Source organism: Paracoccus sp. (in: a-proteobacteria), from assembly GCF_035556475.1.
GTDB lineage: Bacteria > Pseudomonadota > Alphaproteobacteria > Rhodobacterales > Rhodobacteraceae > Paracoccus.
In genome coordinates this window covers 1-15,256 of record NZ_DATMFA010000006.1, presented here as the reverse complement: position 1 = coordinate 15,256, position 15,256 = coordinate 1, and the positions used below count along the sequence as shown (strand labels likewise).

General features: G+C 65.8%; 13 protein-coding genes and 1 tRNA gene. 9 read left to right on the top strand and 5 right to left on the bottom strand.

The window, feature by feature from the left end; translation table 11 throughout:
- The 5 genes from VNQ78_RS00500 to VNQ78_RS00480 form a co-directional block, all read right to left on the bottom strand.
- Positions 1 to 947, bottom strand: a 947-nt coding sequence (locus VNQ78_RS00500; RefSeq protein ID WP_325685465.1) for a formate--tetrahydrofolate ligase, incomplete at its 3' end; no start/stop codon positions are given.
- Positions 948 to 1,025: 78 nt separating this feature from the next.
- Positions 1,026 to 2,156, bottom strand: a complete 1,131-nt coding sequence (locus VNQ78_RS00495) for an OpgC domain-containing protein (RefSeq protein WP_325685463.1) — start codon at positions 2,154 to 2,156, stop codon at positions 1,026 to 1,028.
- Positions 2,153 to 4,303 (bottom strand): glucans biosynthesis glucosyltransferase MdoH, encoded by a 2,151-nt coding sequence (gene mdoH / locus VNQ78_RS00490; RefSeq protein ID WP_325685461.1) that lies wholly within the window; start codon positions 4,301 to 4,303, stop codon positions 2,153 to 2,155. Before mdoH ends, VNQ78_RS00495 begins: the two co-directional genes overlap by 4 nt.
- Before the next feature lie 26 nt (positions 4,304 to 4,329).
- The gene (locus VNQ78_RS00485; protein ID WP_325685459.1) at positions 4,330 to 5,907 is read right to left on the bottom strand and encodes a glucan biosynthesis protein G; all 1,578 of its coding nucleotides are present in this window, start codon (positions 5,905 to 5,907) and stop codon (positions 4,330 to 4,332) included.
- A 201-nt stretch (positions 5,908 to 6,108) separates the two neighbouring features.
- Positions 6,109 to 6,987: a hypothetical protein gene (locus VNQ78_RS00480; protein WP_325685457.1), complete on the bottom strand. Its 879-nt coding sequence runs from the start codon at positions 6,985 to 6,987 to the stop codon at positions 6,109 to 6,111.
- Positions 6,988 to 7,123: 136 nt separating this feature from the next.
- Here VNQ78_RS00480 and VNQ78_RS00475 point away from each other — a divergent pair, with 136 nt between their 5' ends.
- The 9 genes from VNQ78_RS00475 to VNQ78_RS00435 all read left to right on the top strand — a co-directional run.
- Positions 7,124 to 7,552, top strand: a complete 429-nt coding sequence (locus VNQ78_RS00475) for a hypothetical protein (protein ID WP_325685455.1) — start codon at positions 7,124 to 7,126, stop codon at positions 7,550 to 7,552.
- Positions 7,549 to 8,211, top strand: coding sequence for a response regulator transcription factor (locus VNQ78_RS00470; protein WP_325685453.1), 663 nt, complete (start codon positions 7,549 to 7,551; stop codon positions 8,209 to 8,211). The genes VNQ78_RS00475 and VNQ78_RS00470 overlap by 4 nt, the downstream gene beginning before the upstream one ends.
- Positions 8,208 to 9,533 (top strand): sensor histidine kinase, encoded by a 1,326-nt coding sequence (locus VNQ78_RS00465; RefSeq protein WP_325685451.1) that lies wholly within the window; start codon positions 8,208 to 8,210, stop codon positions 9,531 to 9,533. Before VNQ78_RS00470 ends, VNQ78_RS00465 begins: the two co-directional genes overlap by 4 nt.
- Positions 9,534 to 9,877: 344 nt before the next feature.
- Entirely contained in the window at positions 9,878 to 11,218 is a 1,341-nt protein-coding gene (locus VNQ78_RS00460) for an NAD(P)-dependent oxidoreductase (RefSeq protein ID WP_325685447.1), read from the top strand.
- Entirely contained in the window at positions 11,205 to 12,443 is a 1,239-nt protein-coding gene (locus VNQ78_RS00455) for a glycosyltransferase (protein WP_325685445.1), read from the top strand. Before VNQ78_RS00460 ends, VNQ78_RS00455 begins: the two co-directional genes overlap by 14 nt.
- Before the next feature lie 19 nt (positions 12,444 to 12,462).
- Positions 12,463 to 13,761 (top strand): NAD-dependent dihydropyrimidine dehydrogenase subunit PreA, encoded by a 1,299-nt coding sequence (preA, locus tag VNQ78_RS00450; protein WP_325685443.1) that lies wholly within the window; start codon positions 12,463 to 12,465, stop codon positions 13,759 to 13,761.
- Positions 13,762 to 13,811: 50 nt separating this feature from the next.
- Positions 13,812 to 13,901, top strand: a tRNA-Ser gene (locus VNQ78_RS00445).
- 333 nt (positions 13,902 to 14,234) lie between these two features.
- A complete protein-coding gene (locus VNQ78_RS00440) occupies positions 14,235 to 15,065 on the top strand; it encodes a DUF3883 domain-containing protein (RefSeq protein ID WP_325685441.1) in 831 nt (276 codons plus the stop codon).
- A partial coding sequence (locus VNQ78_RS00435; protein WP_325685439.1) for a hypothetical protein occupies positions 15,062 to 15,256 on the top strand: 195 nt, incomplete at its 3' end. The genes VNQ78_RS00440 and VNQ78_RS00435, both read left to right, overlap by 4 nt.

Genomic DNA, 15,256 nt, shown 5'->3' with positions numbered 1-15,256 from the left:
CGGCACTTGATGTCGAGGAACTTCTCGGCCCCCAGATCGGCGCCGAACCCGGCCTCGGTCACGACGTAATCCGACAGGGCCAGCGCCGTGCGGGTCGCCATGACCGAATTGCAGCCATGCGCGATATTGGCGAAAGGCCCGCCATGGACCAGCGCCGGATTGTTCTCGAGCGTCTGGACAAGGTTCGGTTGCAGCGCATCGCGCAGCAGGACCGTCATCGCCCCGTCGGCGCCCAGATCGCGCGCGGTCACCGGCGCCTTGCCGAAGGTCTCGCCGATGACGATACGGCCCAGCCGCGCCTGAAGATCGGCGAGGTCGGTGGCAAGGCAGAGGATCGCCATGACCTCGGAGGCAACGGTGATGTCAAAGCCGCTCTCGCGCGGATGCCCGTTCGCCGGCCCGCCCAGCCCGATCGTCGCCTGACGCAGCGCGCGGTCATTCATGTCCATGACCCGCCGCCATGTCACCCGGCGCGGGTCGATGCGCAGCGCATTGCCCCAGTGGATATGGTTGTCGATCATCGCCGACAGCAGGTTATGGGCGCTGGTGATGGCGTGGAAATCCCCGGTGAAATGGAGGTTCATCTCCTCCATCGGAACGATCTGGGCCATGCCGCCCCCGGCCGCGCCGCCCTTCATGCCGAAATTCGGCCCAAGGCTCGCCTCGCGGATGCAGATGGTGGCGCGCCGGCCGATCCGGTTCAGCGCATCTCCCAGACCGACGGTGGTGGTGGTCTTGCCCTCGCCCGCGGGCGTCGGGTTGATCGCGGTCACAAGGACCAGCCGGCCATGCCTGTGGCCGTTCAGTCCGGCGATGAACTCATGCGTGATCTTGGCCTTGTCATGGCCATAAGGCAGGAAGTCATGCGGACCGATGCCCAGCTTGGCGGCGATCTCTCCGATCGGGCGCTTATGCGCTTCGCGGGCGATTTCGATATCCGTCTTCATGCCGTCCCTCCGGTCTGCGGTTGACGCCTCCGCCGATCTTCCGGCGACGCGAGCGGCCCGACCTTTCGCCGCTTGGCCTTACCGGGTCAAGTGCGACCGGATGCCTGCCATCCATTGATCGCGGCGCAGCCATGCCGCCGACGAGGCCCAGAGCGCCATAATGACCCAGATGTCGATCCCCAGCCGCAGCGCGAAGCCCGTAGCCCCGTTGGGCACCGTCATATCGAGCGCGTCGCCCCAGATCGAGAGCAGCACGCAGGTCACGAAGGCCCAAAGCCCGCCGCGCCCGATCTCGGCCAAAGCGCGCCCCGGCGCGGTCCGCGCCATCCATTCGAATACTGACGACAGCGGCACCGCGACCAGCCAGCTTGCCGCGAGGATCGAGATCAGCCGCAACCCGTCCAGCGACCATTTGTCGATCGAGCCATAGACCAGCTTCAGCATGTCCGCATAGGGTTTTGCCGGCGCGCCGATCCGCCAGCAGATGATGATCGAAAGGCCGAACAGCAGGATCGCGATCGACACCCCGTTCAGCACCCCCGTCCGCTGCCGCAGCACCGGCATGATCTTGTCACGGAACGCGCCCAGAGCCACGCCGACGAAGAACAGCAATTGCCAACCGAAGGGGTTGAACAGCAGCCCCTGCTGGGCCCGCTGGTTCGGGATCATCGCGTTGAGCGGTCCCGAGAACCACCAGATCCCGATCGAGACCGCCATGGCGGTGAAGGGCATTCTGAGCAGGAAGGGAACGGTGATCGGCGCGGTCAGGATCAGCAGGACATAAAGCGCCAGCACGTCGAGCAGGTTCGGCTGCAGCCACATCAGCGCCACCGTCGCGACATAGCCCGCCGGGTTGTCGATGATCCAGCGCGCATATTGGAACCAGACCGCGGTGTGGTTCAGCTTCAGTTCGAACAGCAGCCGGGACAGCAGCGCCAGCAGGACCGCCCCGATGACAAGGGCGAGCCAGACCTGATAGGCCCGCTTGAGAAAGCGCCATTGCGCCGCGCGCCGGCCCTGCCGCGCCTCGACCTTTATCCAGACCAGCCCGACCAGAAAGCCCGACAGCAGGACGAAAAGCTCGGCCGCGTCGAATACGGTGAAATTGGCCAGCGTCAGGTTCCGCATCACGCCGATCGGCATGTGATCCAGCATGATACAGACCAGCGCGTAGCCGCGCAGCATGTCGAGCGCAACGATCCGGTTCATTTTGGCAACTTCGCGAAGATCTCGACCAGGGTGCGGGTTTCCAGCATGGCGAGTTTCTCGGCCTCGGTCAGAAAGCTCAGCGCCTCGGCCTGGGTCGCGGCATGGGCGAGCTTCGCCTCGGCCGAGATCGCGTCAAGCCGCGCCGCCGCCGGTCCCGAGGGCGCCCCGGCCCGCAGAAGCGAGGCGACGCGCGCCTGCATCGCCGGATCGCGTCCCACGGCGGCAAGTCCGTCTCGCGGCAGGCTGCCCGAGATGCGGTAGTCAATCGCATTGGCCGCCGTCAGGATCTCGGGCGCCTCGCGCTCTTCCGGCGTGACGAGCAGGCCGTGGCGGCGCGCCCAACGGCCAAAGACCGGGCTTGCCGACCAGCGCGAGGTCAGCGGCGACAGGATCAGCCCGGCAAGGATCGGCGAGAGCCAGATCAACTGCCCCGGCGAGAAGATCGCCAGCACCAGAAGCGTGACGACGCCCACCGCGACATGCCGCGAATGGCGACGTAGCACCACCCGCCAAGGCGGCATCTGGCCGGCGCGGATCTGCGCCTCCCAGCCGGAATCGCGGCCGCGCAGGATGTCGATGATCTGGCGGGTCTGAATCAGCATCTGCACCGGCGCGATCAGCGCCGACAGGACGATCTCGAACAGCGCCGAGGCGAGAAGCCTTGCGCCCCCGCCCGAGTTCCTCGCCAGCGGGCGCAGCCATGCCCTGAAGATGCCGATGAACTTCGGCACCAGCAGGAAGCACATCGCCGCGACGAAAAGCCAGAGCATCCGCACCGGGTCGAAGGTCGGCCATTCCGGGAAAAGCTGATAGGTCTGCGGGAAGTAATCCGGCCGCGACAGCAGCACATTCGCCGAGAGCGCAAGGCCGACGAGGATCATCGCCAGCCAGATCGGCGACATCAGGAAGCCCATGATGCCGATCACGAAATGCGCCCGGCTGATCCAGGTGAACCCGCGCGAGAAGATCAGGCGCGAATGCTGCAAGTTGCCCTGCGCCCAGCGGCGCTCGCGCACGGCCATGTCGAGCAGCGTGGGCGGGCTGCCCTCGAAGCTTTCGCGCAGGTCGTGATCCAGCCGGACCTTCCAGCCTGCCCGGCGCATCAGCGCGGCCTCGACGAAATCATGGCTGAGGATCGTGCCGCCGAAGGGCGGCTTGCCCGGCAGCTCCGGCAGGCCGCAGCATTGGGCAAAGGCGGCAACGCGGATGATTGCGTTATGGCCCCAGAAATTGCCGTTATTGCCCGACCATGCGGCGACGCCCCGCGCGATGGCGGGACCATAGATCCGGCCCGCGAACTGGGTCAGGCGGGCAAAGATCGTCTGTCCGCCGACCAGCATCGGCATGGTCTGGATCAGCCCGATCGCCGGATCGGCATTCATCCGCGCCGAAAGCGCCCGGATGGTCGACGCGCCAACGACGCTATCGGCATCGAGGACGACCATCTGGTCATAGCGCCCACCCCAGCGGGTGACGAAATCGGCGATGTTCCCGGCCTTGCGGCCCTTGTTGCTACGCCGCCTGCGATACCAGATCGGCACCGGAGAAATGTCGCGCAACCGACTGACGGCAATCATTTCCTCGAACACAGCGCCGGGCTGGCGGCTGTCCGACAGCACGAATATCTCGGCCCGGTGGCCCAGCCCCATGCGGTAGAGGTCGCGCGCCAGCGCCGCAAGCAGCCCCGTCGTCGCCGCCGCATCCTCGTGATAGACGGGCATGGCAATTGCGATGCGGGCGTCATTCGGCCCGGCGGGGGTCCGCAACCTCGGGGCGAGAAATCCCGCGACCATCGAGGTGAACGAAAAGCCGACCCAGGTGAAGGTCAGCCCGAAAAGCACCAGCAGCACGGTCTGCAGGAAGGTCGGATTGTCGCCGAACACCTCGCGCATCTGTTGAAGGCCGGTCCAGGCGATCACGGCCGCGCCGCCAAAGGCGATCAGTCGGGCAAGCATGGTGCGCAGGCTGGGCCAGCCGGTCCGCGGGCCGACGGGCGGCTCGCCGCGGAAGTCCTGGTCCGGCATCTCGAGATGCGCTTCGGGCGGGGTGGCGGGCCCACCCGGCAATTCAAGATCGAGGGCCGCCCATTCGGCCTCTTCTGACAGCGGCAGATCCGCTGCGTCGTCGGGCGGCGGGGGCAGCGGCATCAACGGTTCCGTATCGTTCACGGGTATCACTCGCGCGTCCAGCGGGCGATCCAGGTTTCGCTCAGAGGGCCTTCCGGTCCATTCAGAACCGCCGAAAGGTCCGCGGGTTTCGCACCGTCGGGAATATATTCGAAAGCCAGCCGCATCCGTCCCTGCTCCGGCAGGCGCAGCAGATAGCTATGCCCGATCCCGCCCGAGGAGGCCCGGACCTGCGGAACGGGATCGTCGTTTCCGAAGACGCTAAGGTCGAAGTCGATGACATAGGTGCGCGCCGTCGGGTTGTTCACCGATTGCCCGGACATCGTCTCGATCACGCGGGCGATCGGCGCGCTGTCGGGCGGCGTGGGCGCGAAGCTGAGCATATAGTTGAAGTCATAGCGCTCATTCGCCTTCAGCGGCTCGGCCGGCTGCCAGAACGAGACGATATTGTCGTTGAACTCGTTCTGGACGGGGATCTCGACCAGATTGACGGTCCCCTTGCCCCAGCGGTCCTGCGGCGCGATCCAGGCCGAGGGGCGCCGCTCGTAACGGGCCTCGGCATCCTGATAGGCATCGAAGCTGCGCGCACGCTGCGCAAGGCCGAAGCCCAGCGGATCCTGATCGACGAAGGCCGAGACCTGCAGCGTGTTATGGCCCGACAGCACGCGCCACAGCCTTTGTTCGTTTCCGGTGAGCATCTGCAGGCCGTCGCTGTCATGGACGGCGGGGCGGTAATCGTCGACCCGCGTGCGGTCCGTCGGGCCGAACCAATACATCGAGGTCAGCGGCGCGATGCCGGCATTCGTCATCTCCTGACGCGGGAAAAGCGCGACACGGGTATCAAAGACCGTCTCGGCGCCGGGGGTGATCCTGAACTCGTATGCGCCCGCGACCGAGCGGCTGTCGAGCAGCGCATGGATCAGGACCGAACGCTCCTGCTCGGTCGGCTTGTGGATCCAGAAGCTGCGGAACAGCGGGAACTCCTCGCCCGCGGCGGTGCCCGTCCCGATCGCGAGGCCGCGCGCCGAGATGCCATAAAGCGTGCCGCGCCCCACGGCGCGGAAGTAGCTGGCGCCCTGAAAGACCGCGAACTCGTCCATCACATCGGGGCGGTTCAGCGGCGCGCGCAGGCGGAAACCGGAAAAGCCCATCTCGCCCACGGTTTCGTAATCGACCCCATCGGGGAACAGCGCCGGGTCGAACTCATACATATGGGGATCGAACTTGACCGGGATGACCACGCCATTGTCGACCAGGCTGATATCGACCGGCTCGTGGAAGATCGCGCCGGGGGGCAGCAGGTCCAGCGCGAAATCGCGGCTGCCGATCCACGGGTCGCGGTCGCGGCGGAAGCGGATGCCGCGATAGCGGTCATAGGTCAGGTTGCCGAAGCTGCCGACCAGATCGGAATCGCGATAGGCATAGGGCTTGGAGGCCATCTCCTGCGCCATGGCCGCGACATCCTCGAAACCGAAGGGCTTCGCCGGTTGCTCGGGTTCGGCGCCCTGGGGGACGGCCGGCGTGGTCGGCGCTTCCTGCGCAAAGGCCGCTCCGAGGCCTGAAGAGAGCGCTGTGGCGGTCGAGAGGGCCGCTCCGGCAGAGATCACGAACTCACGACGATACATTGAATTTGTCCCAACTTTCAGTCCGCCTCGGGGACGGAAATTCGCTGCGCATTTCGCATTGTGACAACAATCAGGCAAGCCTTTTCGAGACATGCGGCAAGGCCTTGCCAATTCTTGATCCAAATTCGGCAGATAGGAAAGGGCGCGGCATCGGCGCCGCGCCCTTTCCTGTTCTCAACTGTGGTCCTTGTGACGCCGCGATCAGCGATTGAGTTCGCGCACGACCTGACCGTTCGGGGCCAGTTCGACCAGCACAGCCTCGCCCTCGGGGTTCGTCGCCTGCGCGACGGTGACGCGGCCTTGCTGGAGAATCTGGCCGATCTGGGTATAGCCGGCATCGGTCAGGCTGGCGCGGACGGCGTCGGGCGAGGGAGGCGTGGCGGGGCCGCCATCACGGTCGACGCCCTGCCCCTTCGCACCGCGCGGCCCGTCGTCAGGGCCTTTGCGGCCGTCATGGCGCGGACCCTTGTGGCCGTCATCGCCGTGACGCGGCCCTTTGCCGCGCTCGTCATGGCCCCGGTGCTTGCCGCCGCGATGGTCGCCGTCGTCGCCACGGCCCATGCGGTGATCCATGCCGTGCCCGCGACGGTCATCGTCGCCGCGGCCAAAGCGCATCAGCGTGCCATCCTCGGCAAAGCCGGCCCGGACCGAGTTCGACTGCGCGTCCTTGCCCGAGAGCATCACCCCCCGCTCGCCCAGGAAGATCGCGTCGATCGCGCCCAGCTCGGCAAAGATCGGCTGGTTGCGCACGGCCTGCGGCACCAGCTGGTCGATCAGCGCGCGCGGGATCGCCGCGTCGTCCTGCGCACGCAGGCCGCGCAATTTGCCGTCCCGGTCCAGCATCGCGCCGATGGCGGTGCCGTCGGGCAGCTTTCCGCTGACGCGCTGGCCGTGCCGCGTCTCTTTGCTGGAAATGTCGGTCAGGCCCGCATCGCGCAGCACCTGCGGCAGCACCACCTGCGCCTCGGACTGGGCATGCGAAGCCTCGGGCGCCGCCGGAGCGGGCTGCGCCAGAAGCGGGCCAGCCAGCATCGACATCATGGCCATGGCCGCGACCGAAGTGGTGAAATATCTGCTCATGTCTCTATCCTGGTTCTGGTTTTCCGACGGGGCGCGAAGTGGCCCCATGAGAATCACGTCTACAGTCGTTGTCACCAACCGAACTGCAACGGTCCGTTTGGCTTTCGTTTGGATTTGCAGCAATATCCTTACCAGCATGTTCTGGCTCGTTTCGATCCCCAATCTTTCGCGCAAGGCAGCCGTCATCGCTCTCGCCGGGGTGATCGCGATGGCGCATCCGCCCTTCGCCCTTGCCGATCCCGAGGGCCCAGACCAGCGCGAAGAACTGGACGACCCGGATTACGAGTTCGAGATGCTCGAACATCCGGGCTACCGGATCATCCCCCTGCACGAGGCGGCCGAGCTGGCCACAGATCGCTTTCGCGGCCGGCTGATTGCCGCGCGCCTGCGCCCGCCCCGTCCCGATGAGCGCGAGCGCGGGGTTGACCTCGTCCATGAATTGCGGCTGCTGACGCCCGGACGCGACGTGCTGCTGATCCGGCTCGACGCACGGACGGGCGCCTTCCTCGAGGTTCGGGGCGCGGGCCTTGCCGAAGCGCGCCGCAAGCACGGAGACAGTGAATGAGATGCCTGATCGTCGAGGATGACCCGATCCTCTCCGGGCAACTTGCCCAGGCGCTTGGCGACGGCGGCTTTGCCTGCGACATCGCCGCCGACGGGGTGCGGGGCGAATATCTGGGGGCGACGGAAAGCTATGACCTCGCGATCCTCGACCTCGGGCTGCCGGGAATGCCGGGGATCGAGGTGCTGACCCGTTGGCGCGAGGGGGGCGTCACCATGCCGGTGCTGATCCTGACCGCGCGCGGCGACTGGACCGACAAGGTCGCGGGCTTCCGCGCCGGGGCGGATGATTATGCGGTGAAGCCCTTCCGGCTGGAGGAGGTGGTGATCCGTGCCCAGACCCTCGTGCGGCGCGCGGCGGGCCATGCGCAGGCGGTGATCAAAGCCGGTCCCCTGATGCTCGACAGCCAGCTTGGCGTCATCACCCGCAACGGCATGGCGCTGAAGCTGACCGCTTTCGAGACCCGCATCCTCTCCTACCTGATCCATCACCAGAACCGTATCGTCAGCCGGACCGAGCTTTCCGAACATCTCTACGACGCCGCGGCGGACCGCGACTTCAAGTCGATCGAGGTGGTAATCGGCCGCCTGCGCAAGAAGATCGGCGAGGGCCTGATCGAGACGCGCCGGGGCGAGGGCTATGTGCTGAAGGCCGCGAAGTGAACCGTCCGCCCCTGCTGCACGATTCCATCCGGGCGCGGCTGATCGGGCTTTCGGCCCTGCTGATCGGCGCGGCGCTGGTCGCGGGCTATCTTGCGATCGCGGCGATCCTCGATCGCTTCATCACCGACCGTTTCGACGCGGAATCCGAGGCCGTGGCCGACAGCCTGATCGCAGGCGCGACGGTCGATGAGGAGGGGCGGCTGGTCGCCGGCCCTGCCCCGACCGATCCCCGCTTCGGCATCCCGCTTTCGGGCTGGTTCTGGCAACTCCATCAGGACGGTCGGGTGATCGCGAAATCGGCCTCGCTTTTCGACAATGTGATGACCGCGCCCGAGGCCGATTTCATCGGCGGCCCCGGCACCGGCCCGGACGGGCGACCGCTGCGCGTGCTACGCCATGCCTTCACTTTGCCCGACAGCAGCTCCGACATGGCGGTGGTCGTCTCGGCCCCGGCCTCCGAGATCGCCGAAAGCGTCGCGCGCATCCGCCGCCCCCTCGCCATCTCGCTGGCCGTGCTGGGGCTGGGGCTGGCGCTGGCCAGCGTGCTGCAGGTCGCGGCGGGGCTGCGCAGCCTCGACCGGCTGGGGCGCGACCTGCGGGCGATCCGCGCCGGCAAGGCGGATCACCTGCCTTTGCCCCCGGTCTCGGAACTGCGCCCCGTCGCGGATGAGATCAACGGCCTTCTGGAACAGAACCGGTTGGTCCTGTCCCGCACCCGCGAGCATGTCGGAAACCTTGCCCATTCGCTGAAAACGCCGCTGGCCGCGCTGGACAATGCCCTGCCGCCCGATCACCCGGGCCATGCGCTGGTCGCGCGGATGGACCGCCAGATCGGCTGGCACCTGCGCCGCGCCCGCAGTTCGGGCGCGTCCCGCGTGCTGGGCCAGCGCACGCCGCTGCGGCCGGTCGTCGATGACATCCTTCTGGTGCTGGGCGGCCCGATCCGGGCCTCGGGGATCGACGTCGAGGTGACCGTGCCTGAAACGCTCAGCTTTGCGGGCGAGCGGCAGGATCTCGAGGAGATGATCGGCAACCTGATCGAGAATGCGGTGAAATGGGCCGACCGACGCATCCGCATCAGCGCCCGCCCCGAGGCCGGGAGCAGGCTTGCCATCGCCATCGAGGATGACGGACCCGGCATGTCGGACGAGGATCACGCCATCGCCATCGCCCGCGGTGGCCGTCTGGACGAGAGTGGCCCGCCGGGCAGCGGCCTCGGCCTTGCCATCGTCGCCGACCTTGCCGCGCTGCATGGCGGCAGGCTGCGGCTGGAACGCTCGGAACTGGGCGGGCTGTCGGCGGGTCTGGTCCTGCCCGCCTGACATCGCAAACACGATGCCCGACTGCGGCCATACGAATCACTTCATCGGGCTTTGGGACACGGTTTTCGTGCCTTGGTTGCCTTCTGGCTGGGCAGTAAGCCGTCTGATAGCGCCGCTTGGCCGGAAATTGTCCCGTCATTCGGACGATATTCGTCCGGTAGCTCGCCGAATCCAAGATAGGATTCCGATAGTATTATAATAATAATCAATTGATTACGATAAATATATTACCCAACATATCAATTCCACGCCCAGAAAATTTGTCCATTTGATAAAAAAACGGAGCTGTGTCAGCCTGATTTGCAAGAAGTCGCAAAAGAACAAGCAAGCAGGGAGGTCACGGGATGACCAACAGCCAGCTCACCTCCGGCGTGGTGCCGGGGCGTCTGCCCGCACAGTCCTACGCCTTGAATTTCTCCGACGTCGCGCCGCCGCTTGATCCGAACGAGGCCAGGATCGCGGCCGACCGCTGCTATTTCTGCTATGACGCGCCCTGCGTCACCGCATGTCCGACCTCGATCGACATTCCGCTGTTCATCCGCCAGATCGCCACCGGTACGCCGGATGCGGCGGCCTTGACGATCTTTCACCAGAATATCCTCGGCGGCATCTGCGCCCGCGTCTGCCCGACCGAAAACCTTTGCGAAGGCGCCTGCGTCCGCATGGAGGCCGAGGGGAAGCCGGTCGAGATCGGCGCCCTGCAACGCTATGCCACCGACCACCTGATGGCCGAAGGCGGGCATCCGTTCCAGCGCGGCCCGGCGACCGGCAAGCGCATCGCCGTGGTGGGTGCTGGTCCGGCCGGCCTTTCGGCCGCGCATCGCCTTGCCGCGAAGGGGCATGACGTCGTCCTGTTCGACGCCCGCCCGAAGCCCGGCGGCCTGAACGAATACGGCATCGCCAGCTACAAGGCCGTGGACGGTTTCGCCGCGCGCGAGGTCGAATGGCTGCTGGGCATTGGCGGCATCACGCTTGAGAACGGCAAGGCACTGGGGCGCGACCTGACGCTGGACGGCCTCCGCGACGAATTCGACGCGGTTTTCCTCGGGCTCGGCCTGCAGGGCGTCAACGCGCTTGGCGCCGAGGGCGAGGATCGGGGTCATGTCGAGCATGCCGTCGATTTCATCCGCGACCTGCGGCAGGCCGATGACCTCTCTGCCCTGCCCGTCGGCCGCGACGTGGTGGTGATCGGCGGCGGCATGACCGCCGTTGATGCGGCGGTTCAGGCAAAGCTTCTGGGCGCGCAGAACGTCACCATCGTCTATCGCCGCGGACAGGAGCGCATGTCGGCCAGCGCGCATGAGCAGGACCACGCCACCCGCTCGGGCGTGCGCATCATCTGCAATGCCGTGCCGCTTTCCATCCACGGCAATGGCACCGTGCGCGAGGTCGAGTTCACCTATACCCGCGAGGGTGCAAACGGTCTGGAGGACACGGGCGAGCGTTTCCGCCTGCCCTGCGATCAGCTTCTGCGCGCCATTGGCCAGAAGCTTGCGGAAACCCCGGCCGGCCTTGCGCTCTTCGGGGGGAAAATCAGTGTGACCGGCCGGGGCCGGACTTCACTTCCGGGTGTGTGGGCGGGGGGCGATTGCGCCGCCGGCGGGGATGACCTTACAGTAACCGCAGTCGCCGAAGGACGCGACGCGGCCGAGGACATCCACGAGGCGCTTGATGGTCCCACATGACGATTCCCTGCTGCTCGGCTTCAGCTCTCCCCTGTTTCGCGACAGTCGCGGGCGGCTTCTGGCCGAGCGTCAGACCATCCTCGGCCTCAAGGCATGGCGCGAGAATTTCGACCGTGTCACCGCCTTCTCGATCTGTCGCGACGGCCCCGCCCCTGCGGGCTGGCAGGACGCCGAAGCCGAAGGCATCACCGCCCCCGAGATCGAGACCGTGGCGCTGCCGAACACCTATAGCCTCAGGACGCTTCTTGCGCAGCGTCGCACGCTCGAGGGACGGATGCTGGAATTGATGCAAAGCGCGCGCTACCGGACCTTCGCCTATGGCGGCTGGATCGGCGATCCGGGCGAAATCGCAGCCTCGGTCGCGCGCCGCCACGGCATGTCCCATGCCGTCTGGTTCGACCGCGTGGAATCGCAGGTCGCCCGGGCCGAGACCGGAGATACGGCTGCCGCCCGCCTCAAGACCAATCTGCGCGCGGCGGTGTTCTCGTATCACGAAAACCGCGCCGCGCGACTGGCCGATCTTGCCCTGCTGCATGGCGCCACGGTCTTTGACCATTTCAAGGACATCGCCCGCAATCCCTATCAGGTCGAGGACGTCCACTTCACCGAAAGCGACCGCGTCTCGGGCGAGTTTGTTGCCGAGAAGGCCGCCCGCGCCGCCACGGGGCCGCTGAACATCCTTTATTGTGGCCGCGCCGCCGCGATGAAAGGTCCGCGCGACTGGCTGGGCGTCATTACCGGCCTCAAGGCGCGCGGGATCGCCTTCCGGGCCCGCTGGCTTGGCGACGGCGAATTGCTGGATGAGCTGAGGCAGGCGGCAACCGGCGCCGGCCTGACCTCGGACGAGCTTCGCTTCGAGGGCTTCGTTTCCGATCCCGAAAAGGTGCGCGCCGCCTATCGCGAAGCGGATCTGCTGCTGTTCTGCCATCTCACCGATGAATCCCCGCGCAACCTGATCGAAAGCCTGCACTCCGCGACGCCCCTTATCGGTTATCGCGACCCCTACTCGGCCGAACTGACCGGAGAGAAGGGTGCGGGTATCCTTGTCGGGCGGGGCGACACTTCCGCCCTGATCGAGGCGATTGCGGCCCTCGATGCCGACCGCCCGCGCCTTTCCGACCTTATCCATCGCGCCGGGCTTTCCGCCGCGCATCTGACCCGCGCCAATGTCTTCCGTCACCGCAGCGAAATCATCCGCAACCAGCTGAACCAGCCACGTCCATGACGTAGCCAGAGGAGGTTCCATGTCCGCACTCGCTACTGAATTCGTCGGGATCAAGTCGCCCAACCCGTTCTGGCTGGCCTCGGCCCCGCCCACCGACAAGGAAGTGAACGTCCGCCGCGCCTTTCAGGCCGGTTGGGGCGGCGTCGTCTGGAAGACGCTCGGCTCCGAAGGGCCGCCGGTCGTCAACGTGAACGGCCCGCGCTACGGCGTCGTCTATGGCGCGGATCGCCGCGTGCTTGGGATCAACAATATCGAACTGATCACCGACCGCCCGCTTGAGGTGAACCTGCGCGAGATCAAGTCCGTCAAGCGCGACTATCCCGACCGCGCGCTGGTCATCAGCCTGATGGTTCCCTGCGACGAGGAAAGCTGGAAGGCGATCCTGAAGCAGGTCGAGGATACTGGCGCCGACGGGGTCGAGCTGAACTTCGGCTGCCCGCATGGCATGGCCGAGCGCGGCATGGGCAGCGCCGTCGGCCAGGTGCCGGAATATATCGAAATGGTCACGCGCTGGGTCAAGCAGCATTCGCGCATGCCCTGCATCGTCAAGCTGACCCCCAACATCACCGATGTGCGCAAGCCCGCCGAGGCCGCGATGCGTGGCGGCGCCGATGCCGTCAGCCTGATCAACACCGTGAACTCGATCACCTCGGTCGACCTCGATCTTTTCGCGCCCCAGCCCACCATCGACGGCAAGGGCAGCCATGGCGGCTATTGCGGCCCGGCGGTCAAGCCGATCGCGCTGAACATGGTGGCCGAGATAGCCCGCAACCCCGCCACCCGCGGCCTGCCGATCAGCGGCATCGGCGGCATCACCACCTGGCGCGACGCGGCCGAGTTCATGGCCCTCGGCGCCGGCACGGTTCAGGTTTGCACCGCCGCGATGACCTATGGCTTCAAGGTCGTGCAGGAAATGATCTCGGGCCTGCGCGAATATCTGGACGAGAAGGAGATCGCGCTCTCCGACCTCGTCGGGCGCGCGGTCCCGAACGTCACCGACTGGCAGTATCTGAACCTGAACTACACCACCAAGGCGGTGATCGACCAGCAGGCCTGCATCGGCTGCGGTCGCTGCTATGCGGCCTGCGAGGACACCTCGCACCAGGCAATCGCCATGGGTCCGGGGCGCGTCTTCACCGTCAAGGAAGAGGAATGCGTGGCCTGCAACCTCTGCGTCGACATCTGCCCGGTCGAGAATTGCATCACCATGCGCGAAGTCCCGGTGGGCGAGATCGACACCCGCACCGGTCGTGTCGTCCAGCCCTATTCCAACTGGACGATGCATCCGAATAACCCGATGGCGAAGGCGGCAGAGTAACACATCCGCCCCTTGTCGCCCGGCGCGCTTCACGCTAGGTCCAGCGGGTCGGAGGAGTGGCAGAGTGGTCTAATGCACCGGTCTTGAAAACCGACGTGGGGGTAACTCCACCGTGGGTTCGAATCCCACCTCCTCCGCCACTTGGCTTGGCAAAACCAATCTCCTCGCAAGGCGGCACTCCTATTTTCTCGTTGTTTTCGAGGGTTATGGCTGCGCGCCGCTTCACCGACGATGATCCATTAGGTGCGAAATTCGTTCTCCACTCGCCAAATTCTCCAAAGCTGTTGCCTGAGCCAGTTTCGGTAAAGTGAGCTTATTGATCTGTTTTAGCTAGATAATTTTGCGACACTTCGTCGAGTTCGATTTCTGTTCCAAGTCAAGTGGAAGGTACCGAAATCGAGCATTCGCCAAGCTTTGGCTTCGGATCAACTTTGCCGGTGACAGCCGGATGCTCCCGCCCTAGCCTCACTCACATGACGTCCGAGAACTGGTCAGACGATGAAAACGACACGATCGTCGCGGCTTGGTTCACCATGCTCAGCGCCGAACTTGGCGGCGTTCCCTATAACAAGGCGGCGCAAAACCGAGCACTGCAAACAGCCCTCGGACGAAGTCGCGGCTCGATAGAGTTCAAGCTGTGCAACATCTCGGCAGCAGCGAAGGCCTTAGCCTTGCCGATAATCCTGGGTTACAAACCTCGGTTCAACTTCCAAATGTCGCTTGCCGAGGCGATCGCGCGCTGGCTGGCCGAGCATCCGGAATGGGAAATCGCGCTCTGCCCTCGGCCTGCTTCCGGCATGGCGGAGACGTTTGCGCTCTTCGTTGGTGTCGCGCCAACTCTACGCAACGCGCCACCACCCGCAGAGTTGACCCAGCTTCAAGCCGTTGCCCGGCACTTCGACGTAGCTGGGCGAGACGCCCGCAACCGAGCGCTTGGCCGTGCGGGGGAAGAGCGCGCCTTCCATCATGAGCGAATGGTACTGCGGCAGTATGGCCGGGACGACCTGGCACGGAAAGTTCGGTGGGTCTCGGCAGAGGACGGCGATGGCGCGGGATATGATATTGCAAGCTTCACCCCCGAGGGACGGGATCGGCTGATCGAGGTCAAGACCACCACGGGCTGGGAGCGCACGCCGTTTCATATTTCGAGCAACGAACTCGAGGTCGCCGAAGCCCGCCGTGAGGACTGGTGTCTGCTTCGCCTTTATGACTTTGCCCGCGAGACGCGCGCCTTCGAGTTGAGACCCCCGCTGGCCGCCCATGTCGCCCTCACCCCGACCAGCTTTCAGGCGAGCTTCCAATGACCGATGAGACATACTCTGAGCGCCGCTTTGCCCGAACCATTGGCATCGACTATTCCGGAGCGGAGACAGCCGAGTCGAGCCTCAAGGGGCTGCGGGTTTATCGCGCGGACGGTGATCTCGCCCCTGAGGAGGTCGTGCCTCCGACAAGTTCGAAGAAGTACTGGACCAGACGCGGCCTCGCCGACTGGCTG

Excerpts from the sequence above, each read along its gene's own strand:
- VNQ78_RS00475 (WP_325685455.1), top strand. The coding sequence starts at position 7,124 with ATGTTCTGGCTCGTTTCGATCCCCAATCTTTCGCGCAAGGCAGCCGTC.
- VNQ78_RS00460 (WP_325685447.1), top strand. The coding sequence starts at position 9,878 with ATGACCAACAGCCAGCTCACCTCCGGCGTGGTGCCGGGGCGTCTGCCC.
- VNQ78_RS00440 (WP_325685441.1), top strand. The coding sequence starts at position 14,235 with ATGACGTCCGAGAACTGGTCAGACGATGAAAACGACACGATCGTCGCG.
- VNQ78_RS00480 (WP_325685457.1), bottom strand. The coding sequence starts at position 6,987 with ATGAGCAGATATTTCACCACTTCGGTCGCGGCCATGGCCATGATGTCG.
- mdoH (WP_325685461.1), bottom strand. The coding sequence starts at position 4,303 with ATGCCGCTGCCCCCGCCGCCCGACGACGCAGCGGATCTGCCGCTGTCA.
- VNQ78_RS00470 (WP_325685453.1), top strand. The coding sequence starts at position 7,549 with ATGAGATGCCTGATCGTCGAGGATGACCCGATCCTCTCCGGGCAACTT.
- preA (WP_325685443.1), top strand. The coding sequence starts at position 12,463 with ATGTCCGCACTCGCTACTGAATTCGTCGGGATCAAGTCGCCCAACCCG.
- VNQ78_RS00485 (WP_325685459.1), bottom strand. The coding sequence starts at position 5,907 with ATGTATCGTCGTGAGTTCGTGATCTCTGCCGGAGCGGCCCTCTCGACC.
- VNQ78_RS00455 (WP_325685445.1), top strand. The coding sequence starts at position 11,205 with ATGGTCCCACATGACGATTCCCTGCTGCTCGGCTTCAGCTCTCCCCTG.
- VNQ78_RS00495 (WP_325685463.1), bottom strand. The coding sequence starts at position 2,156 with ATGAACCGGATCGTTGCGCTCGACATGCTGCGCGGCTACGCGCTGGTC.